19 protein-coding genes, 1 pseudogene and 1 riboswitch are annotated in these 21580 nt (G+C 45.3%); of the genes and pseudogenes, 12 read left to right on the top strand and 8 right to left on the bottom strand.

Annotated elements, in window-relative coordinates; genetic code table 11:
• The first annotated feature begins 220 nt into the window (after positions 1 to 220).
• Entirely contained in the window at positions 221 to 391 is a 171-nt protein-coding gene (locus IEX62_RS00860; protein ID WP_188773523.1) for a hypothetical protein, read from the top strand.
• Positions 392 to 713: 322 nt separating this feature from the next.
• Entirely contained in the window at positions 714 to 2012 is a 1299-nt protein-coding gene (locus tag IEX62_RS00865) for a TolC family protein (RefSeq protein ID WP_188773524.1), read from the top strand.
• Between the two features lie 291 nt (positions 2013 to 2303).
• On the opposite strand, the gene IEX62_RS00870 is transcribed toward IEX62_RS00865, so the two are convergent.
• Positions 2304 to 3563, bottom strand: coding sequence for an MFS transporter (locus IEX62_RS00870; RefSeq protein WP_188773525.1), 1260 nt, complete (start codon positions 3561 to 3563; stop codon positions 2304 to 2306).
• Between the two features lie 743 nt (positions 3564 to 4306).
• On the opposite strand from IEX62_RS00870, the gene IEX62_RS00875 reads away from it, so the two are divergent.
• The 5 genes from IEX62_RS00875 (at position 4307) to IEX62_RS00895 (ending at position 9923) form a co-directional block, all read left to right on the top strand.
• Positions 4307 to 4996: a GntR family transcriptional regulator gene (locus IEX62_RS00875; RefSeq protein ID WP_188773526.1), complete on the top strand. Its 690-nt coding sequence runs from the start codon at positions 4307 to 4309 to the stop codon at positions 4994 to 4996.
• Between the two features lie 148 nt (positions 4997 to 5144).
• A complete protein-coding gene (locus IEX62_RS00880) occupies positions 5145 to 5888 on the top strand; it encodes an ABC transporter ATP-binding protein (RefSeq protein ID WP_188773527.1) in 744 nt (247 codons plus the stop codon).
• The gene (locus IEX62_RS00885) at positions 5885 to 6772 is read left to right on the top strand and encodes an ABC transporter permease (protein ID WP_188773528.1); all 888 of its coding nucleotides are present in this window, start codon (positions 5885 to 5887) and stop codon (positions 6770 to 6772) included. Before IEX62_RS00880 ends, IEX62_RS00885 begins: the two co-directional genes overlap by 4 nt.
• A gap of 275 nt (positions 6773 to 7047) precedes the next feature.
• Positions 7048 to 8121, top strand: a complete 1074-nt coding sequence (locus tag IEX62_RS00890) for an ABC transporter substrate-binding protein (protein WP_188773529.1) — start codon at positions 7048 to 7050, stop codon at positions 8119 to 8121.
• A 395-nt stretch (positions 8122 to 8516) separates the two neighbouring features.
• On the top strand, positions 8517 to 9923 hold the full coding sequence (locus IEX62_RS00895) for an allantoinase (protein ID WP_188773530.1): 1407 nt from the start codon (positions 8517 to 8519) through the stop codon (positions 9921 to 9923).
• 260 nt (positions 9924 to 10183) lie between these two features.
• Here IEX62_RS00895 and budA read toward each other — a convergent pair whose 3' ends face one another.
• The 6 genes from budA to queC all read right to left on the bottom strand — a co-directional run bounded on the left by budA (position 10184) and on the right by queC (position 16772).
• Positions 10184 to 10909 (bottom strand): acetolactate decarboxylase, encoded by a 726-nt coding sequence (gene budA, locus IEX62_RS00900; protein ID WP_188773531.1) that lies wholly within the window; start codon positions 10907 to 10909, stop codon positions 10184 to 10186.
• Positions 10910 to 11000: 91 nt separating this feature from the next.
• Positions 11001 to 12707 (bottom strand): acetolactate synthase AlsS, encoded by a 1707-nt coding sequence (gene alsS, locus IEX62_RS00905; protein ID WP_188774012.1) that lies wholly within the window; start codon positions 12705 to 12707, stop codon positions 11001 to 11003.
• A 1338-nt stretch (positions 12708 to 14045) separates the two neighbouring features.
• Entirely contained in the window at positions 14046 to 14543 is a 498-nt protein-coding gene (queF, locus tag IEX62_RS00910) for a preQ(1) synthase (protein WP_188773532.1), read from the bottom strand.
• A gap of 29 nt (positions 14544 to 14572) precedes the next feature.
• Positions 14573 to 15310, bottom strand: a complete 738-nt coding sequence (gene queE / locus IEX62_RS00915) for a 7-carboxy-7-deazaguanine synthase QueE (protein WP_229685584.1) — start codon at positions 15308 to 15310, stop codon at positions 14573 to 14575.
• 248 nt (positions 15311 to 15558) lie between these two features.
• Positions 15559 to 16047, bottom strand: coding sequence for a 6-carboxytetrahydropterin synthase QueD (queD, locus tag IEX62_RS00920; protein ID WP_188773534.1), 489 nt, complete (start codon positions 16045 to 16047; stop codon positions 15559 to 15561).
• Positions 16044 to 16772, bottom strand: a complete 729-nt coding sequence (gene queC, locus IEX62_RS00925; protein WP_188773535.1) for a 7-cyano-7-deazaguanine synthase QueC — start codon at positions 16770 to 16772, stop codon at positions 16044 to 16046. The genes queD and queC overlap by 4 nt, the downstream gene beginning before the upstream one ends.
• A 306-nt stretch (positions 16773 to 17078) precedes the next feature.
• Positions 17079 to 17122, bottom strand: a riboswitch (PreQ1 riboswitch).
• A gap of 197 nt (positions 17123 to 17319) precedes the next feature.
• Between queC and IEX62_RS24065 the strand changes: the two are divergent.
• The 5 genes and pseudogenes from IEX62_RS24065 to IEX62_RS00950 all read left to right on the top strand — a co-directional run.
• Positions 17320 to 17514 (top strand): annotated as a pseudogene (locus IEX62_RS24065) (S8 family serine peptidase); the annotation flags it as partial.
• Between the two features lie 471 nt (positions 17515 to 17985).
• Positions 17986 to 18189: a CPCC family cysteine-rich protein gene (locus IEX62_RS00935; RefSeq protein ID WP_188773536.1), complete on the top strand. Its 204-nt coding sequence runs from the start codon at positions 17986 to 17988 to the stop codon at positions 18187 to 18189.
• Positions 18190 to 18462: 273 nt separating this feature from the next.
• Positions 18463 to 18636, top strand: a complete 174-nt coding sequence (locus IEX62_RS00940; protein WP_188773537.1) for a hypothetical protein — start codon at positions 18463 to 18465, stop codon at positions 18634 to 18636.
• 213 nt (positions 18637 to 18849) lie between these two features.
• On the top strand, positions 18850 to 19182 hold the full coding sequence (locus IEX62_RS00945) for a hypothetical protein (protein WP_229685540.1): 333 nt from the start codon (positions 18850 to 18852) through the stop codon (positions 19180 to 19182).
• 733 nt (positions 19183 to 19915) lie between these two features.
• Positions 19916 to 20521: a hypothetical protein gene (locus tag IEX62_RS00950; protein ID WP_188773538.1), complete on the top strand. Its 606-nt coding sequence runs from the start codon at positions 19916 to 19918 to the stop codon at positions 20519 to 20521.
• Positions 20522 to 20740: 219 nt separating this feature from the next.
• Here the strand turns inward: IEX62_RS00950 and IEX62_RS00955 are convergent, their stop codons facing one another.
• Complete coding sequence (locus tag IEX62_RS00955) at positions 20741 to 21406, bottom strand: toxoflavin lyase-like VOC family protein (protein WP_188773539.1); 666 nt, start codon at positions 21404 to 21406, stop codon at positions 20741 to 20743.
• Between the last annotated feature and the right edge of the window lie 174 nt (positions 21407 to 21580).

Raw genomic sequence — 21580 nt, forward strand, 5'->3', positions numbered from 1 at the left:
CGTAACCTCTTCATTTGAATTTCGATACAGGTATGTTGGCGTAGTAAACGATCATACATTTATATATGTAGAAAAGTGATATATGCAGAAAATGTAGATGGGTAAGGTGGGTAGAAAAGTATTCCAGAAAAAGGCAGGATTATTTTGTGAAAAGATTGTGAACGTCAGCAGAAATTCGTGTATAATTGGTATACAGAATATGGAAAGAAGGGGATGACTAATGAAAACGGGCGATGATCCGCACCATGATCCGGAAGGAATATATGCAGAGACACATCAGCCGAGAGATTTTGCCGTCAAGCCGTCCATATCCAGTGAGCGTACCCAGCTACTTGTAGCCGCTATTGTGCTTGTTGTGACAGCCGTGCTGTTAATTGAGTGGCAATGGTGAAAGGAATCGTACAAGGAAGAAGATGAAGATGATGAGCTATCCAGTATGATGCTATCTAGTATCTTGTGCATAGGATGCAGGATTAGCTACCAATATTATACAATGAAACCTGGTTCTATACATTATACTTCTATATAATGGAAGGTGGCACAATAAGCTACCTTTTTATTTTGTTTTAATTTGGAAGAGTGTGCGGTTAGAGGTTGATTTATTTTGTTAGGAATGCTAAATTAATTTTATTAGTATTACTAACTGTTTTTGAGGATCGTATCATTTGTCGGTAATCGGTTCGCTGAAATACATGAAGGAAGGAATTTGTACAATGAAAAAAGCAATGGTCGGTGCATCCGTATTCGCTGTTATGCTGGCTGCAACACAGCCTGCATTCGTACATGCTGCGGATAGCACAACTACAACTGCAACTCCTACAACAACAACTACTGCGCCTGCTACTACAGATCCAGCAGCACCTGCTGCTAACGCTACAGGAGTAGAGACGCCACAATCTCAAATCTCCGGTGTGCGTACACCGAAAAAAGTCGATAGCCTTGACCTTGATAAAGTCATCGATCTCGCGATCAATGATTCGTACAATCTGCAATTGCTGCAACTGAAATACCGTGTACTGGATCAACAAAATGCCAGCCTCGGTCTGAACTATGTTGACTACCTGAACGCATCACCAGGTCTAAGATATGTAACGACCAATCGCAGCAATGAAGTATCTCTGGCTCAAAGCTCCCAAACAGGACAGACACTGGACAGCAATATTCGTGATCTGGACAACCAGAAGCTGAACACACAGCTTCAAGTGGACGAAGCCAAAGAAGGTACACGTCTGGCAATGACTGGACAATATGTACAGCTGCTGTCGACTCAAAAACAAATCGCTCTGTCTGAGGAATACATTCAGGTGCTGACACGCGACGTACAGCGTGCACAAACTCTGCAAAGCCTTGGCTCCGGCACACAGGAGGATATCGACAAAGCGAATCGTGCTCTACAAGCTGAACAGGATAACCTGACCAAGCTGAAGGACTCGTACCAGGAAACATTGTCCACACTGTGCTACGATCTGGGTATCGTGTACGATCCTAACATCCAGCTCAAGCCGCTGGAAGTGAAGCTTGATCCAGTACCAACGGTGGATGCAGACACACTGCTCGGCAAATCGTACCAGATCCAATCACTGGGCAACAGCCTGAACAAAGCTCGTGAGGACGAAGAAAAAGCGATCACTGACAACAGCTTCCAGGAGCAAGCGAACAAAGCCACAACCGATATCGCAGCACAACAACTGGAGCAAGGTAAAGTAACCTATGCCAAAGCGATCCAGTCGAACCTGCAAGATATGGATACAGCGTACAAAGCTGTACAAACTGCACAACGTGAAGCACAGGATACAGCGGTAGATGGCGTAAATATGCAAATCCGCTACAACGCTGGTGTTGTAACGAAGTACGATCTGCAAAAATATCAGTATCAAGTGGATGCTACCCAAGCAAAAGCTGAGCTGACAAGCATGCAGTATTATGTACAAAAAGCAAAAGTAGACGCGATGAGCAAAGGCTATATTGCGAATAGCTCCGCTTCTAGCGCATCTGCTTCTGCACAACAATAATCGATGAATGCTGGGCAAGACGGGTCACTTCAGTATGAAGGAATCGATCAAGCTCTGGTGTTACAAGATAGAATAACGAAAAGCCCCTGTTCCTAGAAACAGGGGCTTTTTCATGCCGATATTAGCGATTTTGGTATTCAGGGTAGCCATGATATGGATGCCGTATACGATGTGTTTAGATAGAGCGTGTTTGCTCAGATTAAGCATACACCTTCAAAGATCCATCATCGTCATATTCATTATCCTAGCTTTAGAATGACAGCTATTCTATTATAGCTTCCTAATCGTTCATCAATCCGACGCGCCATCCGTCCATTCACTAAGCTTCTGATCTGAAGGCAGCAGGAAGGTGAGCAGACCAAGAATAGGCAGGAAGCTACAAATCTGCATAACAGGCGAGATGCCAATAGCATCGATCATATTGCCCAGCACCAGTGCGCCGATCCCGCCAAGTCCGAAGGCAAGCCCTGTGATCAGACCGGATACCATACCGATTCGTCCGGGCACCAGCATTTGCGCATATACAACGGTAACGGAGAAGCTGGAGGTTACGATAAAGCCTACACAGGCGAGCAATATGCCTGTCCATAGTAGATTCGCATAAGGCAGAAGAAGTGCAAGTGGTGCAGCTGCTGCCATCGAGATAAAGATCAGATTACGTTTACCAAAGCGATCAGCAAGTGGCCCACCGAAGAAGGTACCAACTGCACCAGCAGCGAGGAACAGGAACACATACAGCTGCGCTTCACCTACGCCCACCTTGAATTGATCAATCAGCAGGAAGCTATAATAGCTACCGACTGATGATACATACCATGAACGAATAAAGACGAGCAGAATAAGCACAACCATAGCAAAGCGAATCCGCTGCTTCAGCTCCGGCTTGATCGCTCTCGCTACACGAGCTTTTTTGTTTAAAGCCCCACTTTTCAGTGTTCCGTTATACCATCTCGCAATGAAAATCTGCACGATAATCCCTGCCGCGGCAACGCCTGTGAATCCAATTGCACCAAATTGTCCAAATGGTACAAAGATCAGCGAAGTAAGCAGCGGTGCCAGCGACTGTCCAGCATTACCCCCTACCTGGAAAATAGACTGGGCGAGTCCGCGACGATTCCCTGCTGCCAGATTGGATACCTTCGAGCCTTCCGGGTGAAAGGCAGCTGAACCAAGTCCCACAAACACAACAGCGACCAGCACCGCTGTATAGCTAGGTGCCAGTGCGAGTAGCAGCATTCCAGTAAACGTAAATGCCATACCAAGCGGAAGCAGAGCAGGCGTAGGACGTTTATCTGAAAACAATCCCACAAACGGCTGCATAATGGAAGCAGTAAAGTTAATCGTAAAGGCGATCCAGCCAATCTGCGTATAGCTTAGCTGCATCGTCTCCTTTAAAATCGGAAAAATGGCTGGAATAACCGACTGCATTGAATCATTGAACAAATGAACCAGTGAGATTGCCAGCAGCACACTAAAAATCGTGCGCTTCGCATCCGAGGCTGACGCGGATGGCGGTGTCGTACTCGTTTTGGGCAAACTGCTTGAAGACACGTACAGGACTCCTTTTGTATTTTTATAGTATGTAATAGGGTGAAAAGTGGTAACAACAACCAGAAATTAGCTTCTAGTATATCAAAAATAGTTTGGATTTAAATGAAAATTCGCAGATTTAGAATAAGAAAAATAAGCATATTTTTACATACATAATGCTGGAGGGAGTAGTGGCAAATGGCATATACAGTCAACCCGTTGTTATTACTCTAGCTAAAAGGTGATGAATAACTGACGAAGAAAGAAGGAGGCAGTAAAAGAAATAATAGACTGGAAAGCTGAAAAAACACTTGAACGAGTAAGCTACAGACGAGTTATGTTATGGACGAGCGCATAGACGAGCGATTTATTATGCAAGATGAGAATAATATTCGATGTAAATGATTCAAATGTAGGTCATCTCAAGTGCATATCATTATATATGTAAAATAACCTAACACGAATCAAACGGAATACGAGTGAACCCTCTTCCCTTTTCATGACTACACTATTCCTTCAAATATCCGTTTGTTCCTCAAAACAAACCTATTCATCATACGGAATTAACGTAAAAATACCTTACATAATCATTATTTTTAGCAAATAAACAAAACAAATCCGTTTCCATAGTGCATGATCATAGAAAATAATGATTATATATGTAAACTATATTGACTTATAAAATGACATCGACCTATAATCCATGTAACAAAACCAAACATTAAATCACAACTACATGCAACCCGGATCGTGAGGGATACGATATGGCCAGTCAACAAGAACAAGAAATGTATCAAGCAATCAAGCAGGCGATCATGGAGCAGAAGATGCGTCCGAATATGCAGCTTGTCGAGGAAGCTTTGGCAGAATCATTTGGAGTGAGTCGGACCCCGGTTCGCAATGTGGTACGCAGACTGGCGGCAGAGAAGCTGGTCACGATCATTCCATATAAAGGAGCCTTTGTCTCCTGTCCTACGATCCACGAAGCGAGGCAAGTATTCGAAATGAGACGAGTGATTGAGGTGGCGATCGTACACAAGGTATGTGCCAGTCTAACGGATGAACAGTACCAGCTGCTGGCAAGTCTTATTCAAGAGGAGCATGAGGCACAGCATGGTGGACGAATCTTTGAAGCGATTCGGATCACAGGCGATTTTCATCTCCGATTGGCAGAGGCTTCAGGCAATAGCTATTACTATCGTTATCTGGAGGAACTCGTTTCACTATCGTATGTCATTATCGCGCTCTATGGAGAACAGAAGACGAAATGCTGTGATGATCATCAGCTTATTTTAAATGCGATTCGGCAAGGCAATGTGAATAGGGCTGAACAGCTGATGTTGGAGCATCTGAATGAGATCGAGCAGGCGCTTCGCTTCGAGGAGCAGTATGAACGACCGCTTTCTTTAACGGATATATTTGCAAGTGGACGCAGCGGTGTAGGAAGTAGCTGATTCTACGATAGATGGACAATGACAAAGCAATCAAGAGCATGGGCTCATCAGTACCATTGTGCACAACATTGTATACAATCTTGGATGCCATATTGTCGCCAATTGATGCACAGTATGGAAGCATACCACATCTATAAGAGGTGAAGAGATGAAATTAACAGTAAATAATGTGCAGAAAAGCTTTGGTGAACGGACGATTTTGAAGGATATTCATTTGACGGTTCATGATAATGAATTTATCTGTATTCTCGGTCATAGTGGTTGTGGCAAGTCGACCCTACTGAATATGGTCGCTGGCTACATGTTTCCCGATTCAGGGACAATCGAAATGAATGGACAGGCGATCGAGGGGCCTGCCAAAGAACGCGGGATGGTATTTCAGGATCATGCACTGTTTCCGTGGTGTACAGTGCTGGAAAATGTATCCTTCGGGCCAGAGGTACAGGGTACACCGAAAGCACAGGCACGCGAGATGGCGATGGACTTTTTGAAAATGGTAGGGTTGGATGCGTATGCCGCTCATTATCCAGCCGATCTGTCCGGTGGTATGAAGCAACGTGTCGGCATCGCTCGTGCACTTGCCAGTCATCCAGAAGTGCTGCTGATGGATGAGCCGTTTGGGGCGCTGGATATTCTCACTCGTGATCTAATGCAACGTGAGCTGAGACGCATTTATGAAAAGCTGAAAACGACGATTCTATTTGTTACCCATAGCATTAGCGAAGCCGTTTATCTGGCAGATCGGATTGTTGTTATGAAGCATGGGGTGATTGCGGAGATATTCGAAGTGGGATTACAGCATCCACGTACCTTTGAGACACCAGGCTTTGGCGAAATGATGGCAAAGATCGAACGACTGCTAATGGAAGACGAAGAGGAGGCATTAGTATGAATGAAGTACCGAACGTGTTAACCAAAACGAAGCCAGCTACAGGCGCGACACTGCTCTCTACATCCAAGAGTAGTAAAAAAGCCGACTGGTCATTCCTGAAAAGCGCATTGCCTTACGTGCTATTCTTCGTCGTCTGGGAAGCCTTCTCCCGCTTGAATATGCGTATCGAAATGTTCAATCCGTTATTTCTACCTGCACCATCTACACTTGTCCATGATGGCTGGGCACTTGCGAAAACAGGCGTTATTCTCGATAGCATCATGGCGAGCTCGGGCCGCATTCTTGCAGGCTTTGCGATCGGCTCCGTTGCAGCTGTGATGCTAGCCGTACTTATTAGCAAATTCGCTACCTTAGAGCGCTGGGTATCGCCGATTTTGACACTCATCAGTCCAATCCCTTCGCTGGCACTGTTGCCCCTGTTCATTATCTGGTTCGGGATCGGCGAATTTCCGAAAATCATGCTGATCGCTTGGACAACATTCGTCCCGGTACTCGTCAACACCGTAGATGGCTTCAAATCCGTACCGTCCACACTGATCCGTTCGGCGCTTAGCCTCGGTGCCTCCCAGCGCCAGGTATTCACCAGAGTTATGATCCCGTCCGCAGTACCAAATCTACTCATCGGTGCGCAGATCAGTCTGGGTCTATCCTTCTCCGCCCTGATCGTATCCGAAATGATGGGTGCTGACTCCGGTCTTGGCTACATGATCGTCGATGCTCGCAACTACTTCAAAGTGACCAACATGTTCGTCGCGATCATCCTGATCGGCATCGAATACAGCATCTTCGCTATGCTACTCAAACTCCTGGAACGCCGTGTCCTCGGCTGGCGCAAAGGCGGCATGGGACAAGCCGTCGAAAAGGCTAAACCTACACGAGGGTAAATAAGCATTGAAGAGCATTTAAGTAAATGATAGCAAGTGAAAGATGTATATGAGTATATATTAAATGGTTATAACAACGGATTATAAATATCAAATATACATTCATCTACTTGATTACATCTGTAGTTCCATAACATTTGCAAGCACAATCAACTCAGCAAATTGCTCTCTACACTCAAATTCAAAATGCATACCACCTCACCACAGAACGCACCAACCACCCAGCCGGTATCCATATAAATGTACACATATAACCATTTGGAAGGGGTAAGGATATGAAAACAAACTGGTTCAAAATGATGACAGGGGTAGCGATGGTGGCGCTTGTAGCCACAGCATGTTCAGGCGGCGGAACAAGTAATAAGGATGCAGGAGCGAATCCATCTGCTTCCGCAAGCAGTGGCTTGGAGCAAACGGATGTAACGCTCGTCGGTGTACGGGATGCACAGATTTCCTCCCAGCAGATTATCGCAGACAAGCTGGGCTATTTTAAAGAAGAAGGCTTGAATGTAGAAAGCAAGCTGATCGAGAGCGGCCCGGATATTGGCCCGATGGTATCGGGTGGTAGCGCACCGGTGAGCGTACAAACAAACTTTATGGATATTATTTTAAAATCCAACAACATCGATGTGAAAATCGTAGCGCCACTGGCACAGATCGCGGGTACACAGGCAGTCGTAGGCTCGGCGAAGCTACAGCTTAACTCCGCGAAGGATCTGGAAGGCAAAACGATCGGTATCCCGAATGGAGCCGATGTGAAGATTGCTATCGATAACATGGGCAAGGAGCTCGGCGTAGACGTTAGCAAAATCAAATTCGTGAATCTGGCACCAAGCGACGCGGTAGCCGCACTGCAAAATGGCTCGATCGATGCGATGGCAGCATGGGAACCTTTTATCACTAAAGCGATTCAGGGTGGTGGCAAGTTTCTGTTCAGTGGTACCAAGAGCGAGCTTCCTGACAAAAAAGGCGATGTGAACTGGATGAGCGTACATACGACCATGCAGGTAACCGACAAGTATTTGCAGGAAAATCCGAATACGATCAAAGCGATTCTGCGTGCACTGGAAAAAGCGACCAAGTACATCAATGAGAATCGTGCGGACGCAATCAAAATTTTGGCACCAGAGCTGCATTTGTCCGAAGCTGAATTGACAGAGATCATGAAGCGTAATGTGTACTCGATGGATGTGGATGATTCGTATGTAAATGGAAGTAATGGTGCAGCAGTTGGTAACTATCTGTTGTCTGTTGGTAATATCACTTCGATTCCAGCGCCAGCATCGTACCATGATCTGAGTCTGTTGAAGGAAGTTGATCCTTCGCTGATCAAAGCAGAATTTAAATAATCCGTTGGAAAGGGAAGAGCTAGAATCGTATGAGCTAGCGTATGATCCAAGCTATAAACGATTCGATGCTAAGCGATTCTAATGGAAGTGACAGCGATCCACCGGATGGACATGACCATAACGGATATTAAATGTATGGATATCGAAATAAATGAGGATATCCTGATGAAGGAGAAGGAAGCGATGCTGATGCTACGGCATCGCTTTCTTTTCTAATCATCTATTCATCGAATCAAAAACACATTTATATACATAGGATGCTGCTATATGCGGTCGATCTGCTAAACGTTCAAATGGGCGTATAAGCAAGTCATACGGCAAGTGGCCATTCGTCTATTTTATCCGCAACATACAGCAGGAACACAATATAAATGACAGATAGGAGCGTGCTGGATATGAAAAGATTGGATACGATCATTGTAGGTGGAACTGTTGTGTTTCTGGAGACGATTCAGCGCTGTGATATTGGTATTCGTCAGGGCAAAATCGTGTATATTGGAGCATTCGATTCGGATGAGGGAGTACAGGCAGAGCAGATCATCGATGCGACTGGACTGCATGTGATGGCAGGCATGATCGATGCGCATGTCCATTTGAATGAACCGGGGCTTGGGGATTGGGAAGGGTTTGTAACAGGTTCAAGTGCACTGGCAGCAGGCGGCTGTACGACCTTTTTAGATATGCCGCTTAACGGTATTCCGCCCACCGTCACTGTGGATGCGTTACAGCAAAAGGTCAGCGCAGCAGAAAATGCGACCTATATCGATTATGCCTGCTGGGGTGGATTGGTGCCGGGCAAGCTAGAGCATTTGGAGCCGCTTGCCGAGGCAGGCGTATGCGGATTCAAGGCATTCATGTCCGCACCTGGTGACCCGGATGAAGAAGCATTTCGTAATGTGGATGACGAGACGCTGTTAGAAGGCATGCGGCGTATTGCTCGCACCGGACAGGTGCTTGCCTTACATGCAGAATATGAGCCGATCGTATCGCAGCTTACTATGGCATGTCTGGCAGAGCAGCGCCTTTCACCTGCCGATTATACAGCTTCGCGTCCGATCGCTGCTGAGGTGGCAGCTGTGCAGCAGGCACTTGGCTTTGCCCAGGAGACAGGCTGTAGACTACATTTTGTACATATTAGCAGTGCAGAGGCTGTTCACATGATCCAGCAGGCACGCGCAGAAGGTATGGATGTCACGTTGGAAACGTGCCCGCATTATCTTGCATTAACCGACCACGATCTGGAACAGATCGGCGCTGCTGCCAAATGCGCGCCACCCTTACGAAGTGCAGCGCAGCAGGAGCAGTTATGGCAGTGTATCGCCAGCGGCGAGATTGATATGATCACCTCTGATCACTCTCCATGTCCATCTGCCCTGAAAACCGAAGCAAGTAACATCTTCGACGCATGGGGTGGAATCTCTGGCGCTCAGCATTCGCTGGAGCTGATGCTGGAAGAAGGACATCTACGTCGTGATCTACCGCTGACCTTGCTGACTCGTCTGCTATCATGGGAGCCAGCACGTCGCTTTGGACTATTGCCACAAAAGGGTGAAATTCGTATCGGTGCAGATGCTGATCTGGTGCTGGTTGATTTACAGACCAATTACCGAATTGAGCAGGAGCAGCTGTATTATCGTCATAAGCATAGTCCGTATATCGGTCGCGAGCTGCATTGCCGGGTGGAGCAGACGATCAGCCGTGGACGTGTCGTGTATACGAGGGGGCTTGGCATGATAGGCAAGCCGATGGGGCAGCGGATTGGTATTACAAAGGAGCAAGCAGCAGAGATCGCACCACGATGAGATAAACAGGTGAAAAGGCTCACGTAGGAGTTCAACTCAACGAACACAAGGAGTCAAAAAGCAACAAATCCAAAGGCTAAAAGCAATCATTGAAATATGAACAACAAAAGGTAAAAAGCAAAAAGTAACCATTAAACAGCGCATAGTACATGGCGAAAAATAATAGACGAAGCCCCTTTCGCACCATGCCAGAGGGGCTTCGTCTATTTAACGCGATCCTACGAACAGGACGCACACTCTTACTACAGCTCTTACCACACTCAAACGCCTACGCCAGCACCTTCCGCTGTCATAATTGCTTGCTCCAGATCCGGTGTATGCAGATCAGCCTTGAGATAATTTTCATCACCAGGCAATAGCAGATTGAATTGTTCACTACTGCAAATGGAAATTTTGCATTTTTCCACGACAAAATCAAGCACATGACCGCCGCCATTACGCTGCTCATTAATAAAATGTAGATGGTATCCAGCGACCCCAATTCCCTGCGCGAACGCGGGTGTCCAGAAGCCTGCAATCACACCGTTTGTCCGTTCAAAGTGGAAGGAGGATTGGGATTTGGTCACTTCAACGAATGGCTTGTAGGGCTTGCTCTGATGAGTGACCGTGCGCGTATTCACCTCACGGAATGTACCTTCAATCCGAATCGCATGGAAAATGTTCGGGCTGGAGATACGATCATTCAATATTTGCTCCAGCTGCTGACGTGTAAAGGTTCCATTCAGCTCAAACGTCTGCTCTGGCTCGAAAAAGGTCACAGTTGAAAAAGGTGTAGACTCCTGCAATTCCACCTTCCGCGCGGTTCCGTTCGGATACAGATGATAGTAATCACCATCAAAGGCAATCATCTCTCCATCCAGCTGATGAAAGGTACCGATTCCAAAATCGCCATATTGCTGTAATTTATCAAACGTAATCGCACCATCGTACAGTCCGCTTAGTAGCGCGACCATGGTAGATGCTTGATATACGGTATGGTTACTCATGTTGATTCGCTCCTTTTTTAGTTACAGATCCTTGATCGAATACGGTCGTTAGCCTGACCTCCACATAAGAGATCAGGCTAACTTCGTTGATTTAGTTCGTTGTACCAGGTAGTAGCTTCTGTCCGAGCTTAATGTTGTCTTTGTAATCAATCGGTACATCGATCACGACAGGGCCTTGCTGCTGTAGTGCTTCACGCAGTACGGATTCCAGCTCGCCTGGCTCATATACGCGCATGCCCTTCGCGCCAAAGCTTTCAGCATATTTTACGATATCCACCTCGCCAAAATGAACACCGGAGGTACGTCCGTATTTCATTTCCTGCTGGAAGGCAACCATATCATACGTTCCATCGTTCCAGACGATATGCACCATTGGTGTTTGCAGACGGACAGCTGTTTCCAGCTCCATCGAGGAGAAGAGGAAGCCACCGTCACCGGAAATGGAAACGACCTTCTCGTGCGGATTCACCAGTCCAGCAGAGATTGCCCAAGGCAATGCTACACCGAGCGTCTGCATACCGTTACTGAACAGCAGGCGGCGTGGCTCGTAGGAGCGGAAGTAGCGCGCCATCCAGATATAGTGCGAGCCTACATCACACGTAACCGTCACATCATCACCGATCAGCTTACGCAGCGTCTGAATGAAGAACAGTGGATGTACACGATTATCGCCGGAAGAGGTATAGCTCAGATCATCCTGATTCAGTCGATTTTGCAGTGGAGATAGAATCGCCTGTGCTTCTGCAGCCAGTCGCAGACCGTGCAGCTTCGGTGTTAATTCTTTCACGTTCATCGCAATATTACCGATCAGCTCCAACTGTGGCTGATAATCCTGATCGATATCAGCTTTGCGATTGTCCAGATGGTAAACGCGGCGCTGACCATCCTTGTTCCATTGGAAAGGATCATACTCGATCGGATCATAGCCAATCGTCAGCACCAGATCGGCTTGCTGTAGCAGCAGGTCACCCGGCTGATTGCTGAACAGACCGACACGTCCGTAAAAATGATCGACCAGCTCACGCGAGATGGCCCCTGCTGCCTGGAACGTTTCAACGACAGGCAGATCGGTATGACGAATCAGCTCACGAACCGCCTCTGTCACCTCAGGCGCGCTTGCCTTCATGCCGAGTAACAGTACAGGCAGCTTGGCATGACGAATCTGCTGACACACTTCATCAATGAGCACAGCTGGAGCAGTGCCAAGCTGTGGCATAGGTGAAGATTGAAAATGAAATGGCTTCGCTTCACTGAGCAGCACATCCGTAGGCAGACTTACAAAGGCTGCACCTGGCTGCGAAGCAGAAGCTTCACGAAAGGCATTGGTGATCGCCTCGGCAACATTGTCCGGGTGACCAACTTCAACGCTATATTTAGTAACCGGAGCGAATAGCCCGGCATTATCCATCGATTGGTGGGTACGCTTCAGACTGGAGCTACGCGGCACCGCACCAGCAAGCGCCACAACCGGATCACTTTCTGAATTGGCAGTTACCAGTCCCGTAACGAGATTTGAAGCCCCTGGCCCCGAAGTCACCAGACATACGCCCGGCTTGCCTGTCAGTCGACCTACAGCTGCCGCCATAAAGGCTGCATTCTGCTCATGACGACATACGATCAACTGCGGCCCACGTTCTTGCAACACATCAAAAACCGGGTCAATCTTAGCGCCCGGAATCCCAAATACATATTCCACACCCTGTGCAATCAACGTATCTACAACCATATCTGCACCTGTTGTGTGCTGTTGTACCACTGGCGCAGCAGCAGCGATATTCGCTTGATGCTCATTGGGCATGTGTAAATTACCTTTACCAGTTGCTTCAGCAGTAGCTACTCCAGCAGCCGAAGATACCGATGTAGCGTTCGCTGTCGCTCCTGCCATACTGGATGGCAATACCGCCTGTTCTGTAGATACCTCATGTTTGTTCACACTTGCTGTCTTTGTACTCAACCTCTCCATCTCCTCTTTCATTTGTCTTTTCCTGCGATCAGGACTTTCCCATCCGAAATTCTTTTTCTGTATTTACATGTAAATATGGAAAAGAGTACATTTCTATTTTATTACCATAAAAAGTAAAATCAACACTTAAAATTTAAAATATTAACTGGAAGCGATAACAAAAAGAGGATAGAGATAAGATAGATATCATATGTTCAAAATTTAATATTAATCTTGAATAAACAGGTGAATATGAACGTTTTTGAATGTATATGATCGATTTTGATAGATAATTAGAAAAGAGAGGTTTATAAAAGCAGAAAAAACTAAGAGAGATAGCGAACGTAATTTCCAGCTCGAAAGCACGAATTAAATACAAAATATGTAATTTTAAAATTGTGAGACAGTATACAATCAATCCTAAAATGATAAGAGAAAGGGGTAAATCTTAACTCATATATATCACGAGTAACAATGCCAGTTAACTTCAAACTAGACCAGAATTACTAATCACCATCCTTGCATGAATTGCAATATTCCACCATGAATATCAATGCTGTTTATGTTATTTATACTATTTGTGCTATTGAGGATATTACTAACAAGAGATGCAACCATATGGTTTACCCACAAGCTTGAACTTTGGCAAGCAAGTTTAACTTTTCATACTTAGTTTTAAATTCTTGCATGTATGTAGGTGTAGGGGTGTAAGCTTTGAAAGTGATTTTAGCAATTTAAATGTAATTTTGAACTTCTAGATACAGTTATGAACTCTTAAATACGAGTGCGAATGTGAGTGCGAATACGAATGTGAATGTAAATGTGAAAATGAATTTGATTTGAATATAAATTTTGGTTCAGGTTTAGAACGTAATATTTCAGTTGCAATCTGCACATAACGAAGGCAAGGAAATAAGGGAAAAGGACTCCTTTGGAGGGGCGGGAATCTTCATTCCTTCCTAATCCAAAAGATTCCCGCGGCTCCACCCGAGTCCGTTCCCTTATTCCTTGCCGGAGTGATCCCCATCCCAACCGACCACAATCCATCCCACACCCAACCACCACCTTCACATTCCCCTTACTATCATGGCAAAACAAAAACCACCACTCTTCCATTCAAGAGCAGTGGTTCTCATCATTCATCCCAATCTATTCACATCACACATGCCAATTCAAAGCCCAAAACCAAAGTAATCAACGATTATCCACAGTCTCCGGATACATATCATGATTCATCATCCGATGCTCTGCCATTTGCTCATATTTCGTGCCCGGCTTACCATAATTCGTATACGGATCGATGGAAATCCCACCACGCGGCGTAAATTTACCCCATACCTCAATATAACGCGGCTCCATCAGCTTCACCAGATCGTTCAAAATAATATTCATGCAATCCTCGTGGAAATCCCCATGATTGCGGAAGCTGAACAGGTATAGCTTGAGCGACTTGCTTTCCACCATTTTCACATCGGGAATATAACTAATATAGATCGTCGCAAAGTCCGGCTGGCCTGTGATCGGGCACAAACTGGTGAACTCCGGGCAATTGAATTTTACAAAATAGTCGCGATATGGATGCTTATTATCAAAGCTCTCCAGCACACTCGGATCGTACGAAAAGGTATATGTTGTTCCCTGATTACCGAGCAGCGTCAGGTCTTTCATCTCATCTTGCTGTCTTCCTGCCATCGTTAAAAGCTCCTTTGTATGTCAATTATCTATACGCCGCGTTTATTGCCCCACACGAGCGTATGCAGCTGCGGTAAAATACGCGCATCGTTAAACGAACGACGCTCCATTGCCTGATCGATCAGCCACTCATAGCGACGCAGTAGCGATGCCGCCATATCATCTTCCTCACGCAGCACATCGGGATTCCCTGTTTGCATATAAAAAGGAAGCGAAGGATAGCGCAGATGCACCTGCTCGGCGTAGTCCAGATCAGCCTCATCGAAAATAACAACCTTCAAGCTGACCTGCTGATTCAAGGCGCGTAGCTCGCTACTTTCCTCGTCATCGTCAGCAAACATAATCTGCTGCATCATCGATTCAACCGGGCTACGGCTCAGACGACGAATGATATCGTCCAGCACGGTAAAGTCCGTGTTCATCCCTGAGCTTGGCGGCTTCGGTGAGATGGTGACATCGTCGATACCGAGCAGCCAATCCTGCCAGCGTGAGCCTTGCGTTTCGACAGCGGTACGAATACCGTTGGCACGCAGCAGGCGTACCAGCTCACCAATCGAACCGAGCAATGCGGGATTGCCCCCGGAAATCGTTACATGGCTAAAACGATCGCCACCGATTGCTTGCAACTCTTCCCAGACCTGCTGCGCACTCAGTTTGCGAATCTGGTCTTTCGCACTGCCATCCCACGTAAATGCGGAATCGCACCAGCTACAACGGTAGTCACAACCAGCCGTACGGACAAACATCGTTTTTTGCCCGATCACCATGCCTTCACCCTGTACCGTTGGTCCGAAAATCTCCAGTACCGGGATCGAGGTAGCAGCAGAAGCTTTAGCTGGACGAGCAGCATGCCCCTCTGTCGTAGACAGGTGGTTACGTTCAGTCGAAGTATCGACAGTAGGATCGTTCTCGTGGATAACGGTAGCGGTTGAATGCGTAGCTCGATCCGACTCCTTTTCCGAAACCGCTCGTTCTGTACAATCAGCGATTGGACGTGGTTCTTCCCATACTTTACTCATTCGTACATCCACTCCCGTCTTGCTTCGGCATAGCTTGTTGGTGTTTCGTACAATTGTACAAATTCCGTGCGTCCACCTTCGACCTGTCCAGCATAAGGCTCGCTCTGTAACGCTTGCTCCATTTGCTCAAACAGCCATACGACCATATTTTCAGCAGTCGTATTCATCGGTGGCAACGTTTCATTCAGATAACGGTGATCCAGATAAGGCTCGATCCGTTCTTTCCAGATCGTTTTAATATCGCCAAAATCGACGACAATGCCATTGGCAGACGGAATGCCGCTAATGCCAAAAATAACTTTATACGTATGTCCGTGCAGATTCATGCATTTGCCTTCATAAGCATGCAGATGATGCGCCGCATCGAACGTAAATTCCTTATTAACGAGCACACGTTTACGATGGTAGCGTAGCTGCTCATGCGTAATGTCTGTGCCATACTGCTGTAGCTTTTCCACAATGCGAAATGGGCCGGGCTGACTCATCGTGTAGACCCTCCCAATGTGGATGCATCCGAATCGTCCAGCTCAATCGAGGCGCGCTTGAAGGGAGCCGCTACTGCACGCTCTTGCAGATATTTATCCAGACCTGCTTTACGTAGCTTACAAGCCGGACATTCGCCGCAGCCGTCGCCAATGATGCCGTTATAGCATGTGAGCGTACGCTCGCGAATGTATTGGAATGCGCCCAGCTCATCTGCCATTTTCCACGTTTCGGCTTTGTCGATCCACATCAGTGGTGTATGAATAACAAACTGATGATCCATCGACAGATTCAGCGTCACATTCAGTGATTTGACGAAAATATCACGGCAATCTGGATAACCACTAAAGTCGGTTTCGCACACACCGGTAACGATATGGCGCGCCCCCTTTTGCTTGGCAAGAATGGAAGCGAAACTCAGGAACAACAGATTGCGTCCATCGACAAATGTACTTGGGAGCTCGCCTTCCTCATGCGTAATCTCGATATCCGAGCGAGTCAGTGCATTCGGTGCCAGCTGATTCAGCAGACTCATATCCAGAATCGTGTGCTGCATGCCCTGCTCCTCCGCAATCTGCTGGGCAACCTCGATCTCTGCACTGTGACGCTGACCGTAGTTAAAGGTCACCAGCTCAACCTCAGCAAACTGCTTTTTCGCCCAAAACAGGCATGTTGTACTATCCTGGCCGCCGCTAAATACGACAACCGCTTTTTCATTTTTAAGCATAAAAAAATCTCTCCATTTCCTTAAAAGGGTATCGGTGAGCATAGCACGGAAGAAGACTCGATATCGAGCCGTGGTGATTAATTGCAGATCGGCATTGACCATCTGCAATCCCTGTTATGATGCGGACGGATCGCCTGCACAGTAACAGCATCTTCCATTAACTATCTCTGTCGTCCTTCGGGAAGCGAGAGATTCATGAACCTTGTCTATAGGCATTTCAAGCACGTAAAACAGAAATGCAAAAACAGACCTTGCCTGTACAGCTGAAAAATGACCCTGTCATTTCGCCAGCTTATACCGTCCAAGGCGGTTTTAGTTTTTTATAGAGGGAGTTCGCGAACCTCTCCCGCGTTGTCTCTATATTAGAATAGAAGCTAATAGAAGCAACAACGGACTTTCTTCTGTTCAGGATGCGGCTTTGAAAAACCGCTTAACCAGTATAGCATATTTGGATTTTAATAAAAGAGGGATTTGTTGTTATGTAAGACTTTTGAAATAAAATCATTATGATCATGTTACTCTAGGTACCAATGTATTAAGCACGCTAAATCATAACAAGTATGGTGTACTATCAGACACGTCGTCTGCTACAGCATTTGCTTCTGGAGCAGCAGCTTTATTATGGGAGCACAACCCTGATTGGACTGCTGATCAAGTGGTAGAACAGCTATACCAGACAGCTACATCTCTAGGAGAATCCATACAATATGGTAAGGGACTTATTAACGTTGCTAAAGCTTAGGTATTGTTGGTGGTTCGATAGCGCTATTAACAGATGGTAAATATCCTTCTCTAATTACAATGCCAACTGAAGAAGTCGTTGCACCACCGGCAGTTTCACTTAATTTGCAGTGGAGTTCGAACGGAGAAAATGTTCATCCTCGTATAATAATTACAGTCGCTCCAAAAGACGATCCATCCAAAATGACAAGAAATTTGAAAGTCATTATAAAGACCATGTTGAAAAAGGAATGAATGGGGAATTAAAATATCAAAGGAACAATATCTTGCAGGAGCTAGAAGTTTACTTTCGTCTCCAGTAGGCAATAAAAATCTAGGTTTTACTGATAACGAAGTTTATGTTTTTAGATATAATATGGCAAATGACGAATTTGCAATTGGTAGACCGGATGGTCATTTTAAACTGGTAGAAAAATAAGTTTACTGGGAAGAGCAAAGTAGGCTTTATGAGCCTAAACAAGAAGGAGAATAAGTGGAAAAATTTCCTTGTCCATGCTGCAAAAATTTTACGCTCGATGAACAGCCTCCAGGAACATTCGATATTTGTCCAGTTTGTTTGTGGGAAGATGATAATGTTCAATTTTATAATCCTTCTTATAAAGGAGGAGCTAACCGTATTAGCTTGCAAGAAGCTCAAGAGAATTTTAAAAAATTTGGTTCTATAAAAAAATATTGACTATTCAAAAGATTATTAAGGAAGCGAAGTGGTATAGATAATAAAAATAGTTTTGATTCCATTCCTTGGGTTTTTAAAATGAAAAGTTGAAGATCATATCAAGTTACTTTAAAGGGGTATTTCTTTGAAAACATATCATATGGAGCCTTGTGCCCCTTCTCTTTTTTATTCAAATTCCTATCTTTTCTACGTCGGGAGTAGCGCAACAATACATTCCAGCTGCTGGAGTTTATATCTTAACAGGATATCCGATATTTTAAGGAGAGTAGACGTATGAATGAACAGGAGTTTCTAATATTTAAATTTTTTGTAATAGCTTATAGTTCTGTTGCTGGAGATTATGAAGGATTATTAGAAGTCACACAGGAATTTAAGAAGTATGAGAAGGATACGGCTGTTCAAGAGCTTATTTTAGAGTTGTCTAAAATTAAAGAGATGCAGAATTAGAGAGAAACCCAAGAATTAATCATTGATTGGGTAGTATTGAAAGACTTTGATTTTACTGAATAGTATATTGAATTTCTGTACCGATTGCCCATATCACCTTTCTAGAGTACACTGACATAGGAGAATCGACAGATTTTTTCTGTGTAAAAAACATATAAGACGATATTTCTTATAACTAACAACTATACAACCATACAGAAAGGCGGAAGCGAAATGGCAACTATTCATATTCGTCAGCCGAAGTTAGAACGATTGGAAGAGCCGGAAAAGGGCTTTCTTGGACGGGTAGAGCTTGAGGTAGAAGGACATACACAGCCGTATGAGCTGACCCTGTTCTCCAAGCGTGGACATGATTGGGATTACAGCCTGCATTTTTTAAATGAGTCCGGTAAGGAAGAAGAGATTGAAGCGGTGGAGCAGATCATCGAGGAAGATGACGATGAATTTGACCGTATTATCGAAGCGATCTGGGAAGTATACCCGGGTCCAGAAGAGCATAAGCCGAAGGATTATCGTTCTTCATCGGATGAATCCGACAACAGTTAAACCCTACCATAGCTGCTTTCGTTGTATGTACAGCGAAGCAGCTATTTATATTACCATTTACATATTCAATGCCTATCTATGTTCACATGAATAATAGGGTATAAAGACATGCGTCTAAAGGTTTGACTACCTTACTTAGCAATAGCAGAGAACCAACGATGTAACAGCTTACTTTTGAATTCATTATTCACGTTTAAAAGATATTATATTTCAAAAAAATGCTGTATTACGGGCTTTTTTAGCTTTTCAATTGAAAATATCGTGGGTATATATGACTAGCACTTGCATTTGTGTGTAGCTACATTATGACAAATATCTTCAAAATTTGAAGCATGGAGTCTTTAGACTCAGGATTTTATAGCCTATGCCCTGTATATTTAGTAATACCTGGATGATACGCAAAAGGGACACTCTAATAAAATGAGAAGCGATAAGGCAAAACGAGCTTCCTATGGGGACAAGGAAGCATCTGAATGATTGGCTTGTATTCGTATTCTCCTATCGGTTATGATAACGAAGGCCCATATCGGGCTGAGACAAATCGAATCGATGGATGCACGTAGGTGCTATATTACAGTGGTGTAGATATCCATGACTTCAAACATTTGGCGAACAACACAATAGATGCGAACGAGTGGTACGGCACCTTAGTACCACTGGAATAGTGGAAGCGCGACGAAAAGGGACGTTAAAGAATGCCAATCTGATCGATTGTCCAGAGAGGAGATTAGTAATGATCAGTTTTTTTCGCAATAAAACGATTCCGTTAGCTGAGCAATGGAGTAAGCTACAGGAAGCAGGAATTCATCTCCAGGCAGATATGGACATGGAGCAGGTTGTAGCTGGCAATTCGCTGTCCTGGTATGAGGAAAAGCCGTATACGCACCTGCTAATTTCGCTTGGCGAAAAGGTGTGTAAAGAAGATGCAGATCCAGACTGTGCCTATCCAAGCGACCAGCTGTGGTACGTCGATCTGCAAGCTGTAGAAAATACCGATCTGTACAGCCAGCTCGCTGAGCGTATGGTGGCGATGACAGGCGGACAACTGGATATAACCCATGTTCGTAGCTGCCTTGACCATGAGCAGGAACGCGTGTTATTCAGCTTCCTGCACGGCGGTGAGCGTGTAGAATGGGATGTGCAGTATTATAGCGAATGGGTCGACAAATCATTTTTTGATCGTATTATTCAGCTGGATCGCCAGCGCGGTGGAGAGCGTGAATTTGTGTATATGGCGCTGGGACAACATTTGCTGATTGCGTATATTGACCAGACGCAGTTCAAGCTGCTCAACAAGCTTGTCGATCCGAAGTTTAATGTATGGACGATGAAAAAGTAAATGCTGGATTGCTCTGACCTGGAGTAGATACGGTATCGTGTGAGTTACAAGCCGATATGATGGATGATATGTAAAAGAATATGTAAAAGCTAGAGTGATCTGTATAGAAAAGCCGAGCTTCGTGCGTACAACCTGTAATGGTTCAGCTACGAAGCTCGGCTTTTTGTATCTATATGATCAATAGAAGCGATTGCTGATGGACAGCGAGTGATAAGTGAGTTAGATCACCAGTTCACCTGTCTCTGTAATCGCCAGACTGACGCCGTTATCCAGCTCCATCTGTAACGGATAGATCACGGCTACGCGTTCTGAAAATAACCAGCGTCGTCCTGGAGGACCCAGCAGCAGGAACAAATCCTGATCACCAACAAAATTTAAGCCTGCTGGCTCAATCTGGTCTAGCTTTACAGGCAGTTCAGCTTGCTTTAATCGTGTTGCAGCTTGCTCTACATCGCTGGTTGTTATATTAATCTCACCGATGCTTAGTAGCTGATCCGCTGAGAAGGGCTTATCCAGTACAGGTGCAGCTTGCTGACGCGAGATGAGTTCAATAATATTACCAGACGGGTCTTCTACATAACAGGAGTACGCGTCAAAGAAGGGAAAGTATGCCTGATCTTCACCATTTTCCGTTAGCAATTCACCAAAGCCGCTGAGCCAGGCTTTTCCCTCTTGAAAATGGTTTGCCGCGATATTGATAGCAATATGGTAAAAGGGCTTTGTTCCATCAGCCACTGCACGAAATTGAAGCTGTGATACTCTTAGCTGGATCGTAAACGCATCTGCTTGCTCATGCACATGCTGCGCACCAAGCATATTCGTATAAAATGCTAGCATCCGGTCAAGCTCGGCCGTATACAATGTAAGCTGTTTAATCGAAGTCATCTCTATCTCCTCCAGGCTGTGTATAGTATAGGATTGGAACCTGCGATGAAGCTAAACAATATAGGCTTGGTATGACTGCTTGGATCACTCCCAGCCATTCGTTCCTTCCAGCTCATCAACAACATGGCTGCATAGGAGAATAGAAGGAACGGCTACTGTGTATGGTTCATGTCA

The sequence above is a fragment of the Paenibacillus hunanensis genome, from assembly GCF_014645615.1.
GTDB classification, from domain to species: Bacteria; Bacillota; Bacilli; order Paenibacillales; family Paenibacillaceae; genus Saccharibacillus; species Saccharibacillus hunanensis.

Excerpts from the sequence above, each read along its gene's own strand:
- IEX62_RS00860 (WP_188773523.1), top strand. The coding sequence starts at position 221 with ATGAAAACGGGCGATGATCCGCACCATGATCCGGAAGGAATATATGCA.
- IEX62_RS00865 (WP_188773524.1), top strand. The coding sequence starts at position 714 with ATGAAAAAAGCAATGGTCGGTGCATCCGTATTCGCTGTTATGCTGGCT.
- IEX62_RS00875 (WP_188773526.1), top strand. The coding sequence starts at position 4,307 with ATGGCCAGTCAACAAGAACAAGAAATGTATCAAGCAATCAAGCAGGCG.
- IEX62_RS00880 (WP_188773527.1), top strand. The coding sequence starts at position 5,145 with ATGAAATTAACAGTAAATAATGTGCAGAAAAGCTTTGGTGAACGGACG.
- IEX62_RS00885 (WP_188773528.1), top strand. The coding sequence starts at position 5,885 with ATGAATGAAGTACCGAACGTGTTAACCAAAACGAAGCCAGCTACAGGC.
- IEX62_RS00890 (WP_188773529.1), top strand. The coding sequence starts at position 7,048 with ATGAAAACAAACTGGTTCAAAATGATGACAGGGGTAGCGATGGTGGCG.
- IEX62_RS00895 (WP_188773530.1), top strand. The coding sequence starts at position 8,517 with ATGAAAAGATTGGATACGATCATTGTAGGTGGAACTGTTGTGTTTCTG.
- budA (WP_188773531.1), bottom strand. The coding sequence starts at position 10,909 with ATGAGTAACCATACCGTATATCAAGCATCTACCATGGTCGCGCTACTA.
- alsS (WP_188774012.1), bottom strand. The coding sequence starts at position 12,707 with ATGCCCAATGAGCATCAAGCGAATATCGCTGCTGCTGCGCCAGTGGTA.
- queF (WP_188773532.1), bottom strand. The coding sequence starts at position 14,543 with ATGGCAGGAAGACAGCAAGATGAGATGAAAGACCTGACGCTGCTCGGT.
- queE (WP_229685584.1), bottom strand. The coding sequence starts at position 15,310 with ATGGTGATCGGGCAAAAAACGATGTTTGTCCGTACGGCTGGTTGTGAC.
- queD (WP_188773534.1), bottom strand. The coding sequence starts at position 16,047 with ATGAGTCAGCCCGGCCCATTTCGCATTGTGGAAAAGCTACAGCAGTAT.
- queC (WP_188773535.1), bottom strand. The coding sequence starts at position 16,772 with ATGCTTAAAAATGAAAAAGCGGTTGTCGTATTTAGCGGCGGCCAGGAT.
- IEX62_RS00940 (WP_188773537.1), top strand. The coding sequence starts at position 18,463 with ATGAATGAACAGGAGTTTCTAATATTTAAATTTTTTGTAATAGCTTAT.
- IEX62_RS00945 (WP_229685540.1), top strand. The coding sequence starts at position 18,850 with ATGGCAACTATTCATATTCGTCAGCCGAAGTTAGAACGATTGGAAGAG.
- IEX62_RS00950 (WP_188773538.1), top strand. The coding sequence starts at position 19,916 with ATGATCAGTTTTTTTCGCAATAAAACGATTCCGTTAGCTGAGCAATGG.
- IEX62_RS00955 (WP_188773539.1), bottom strand. The coding sequence starts at position 21,406 with ATGACTTCGATTAAACAGCTTACATTGTATACGGCCGAGCTTGACCGG.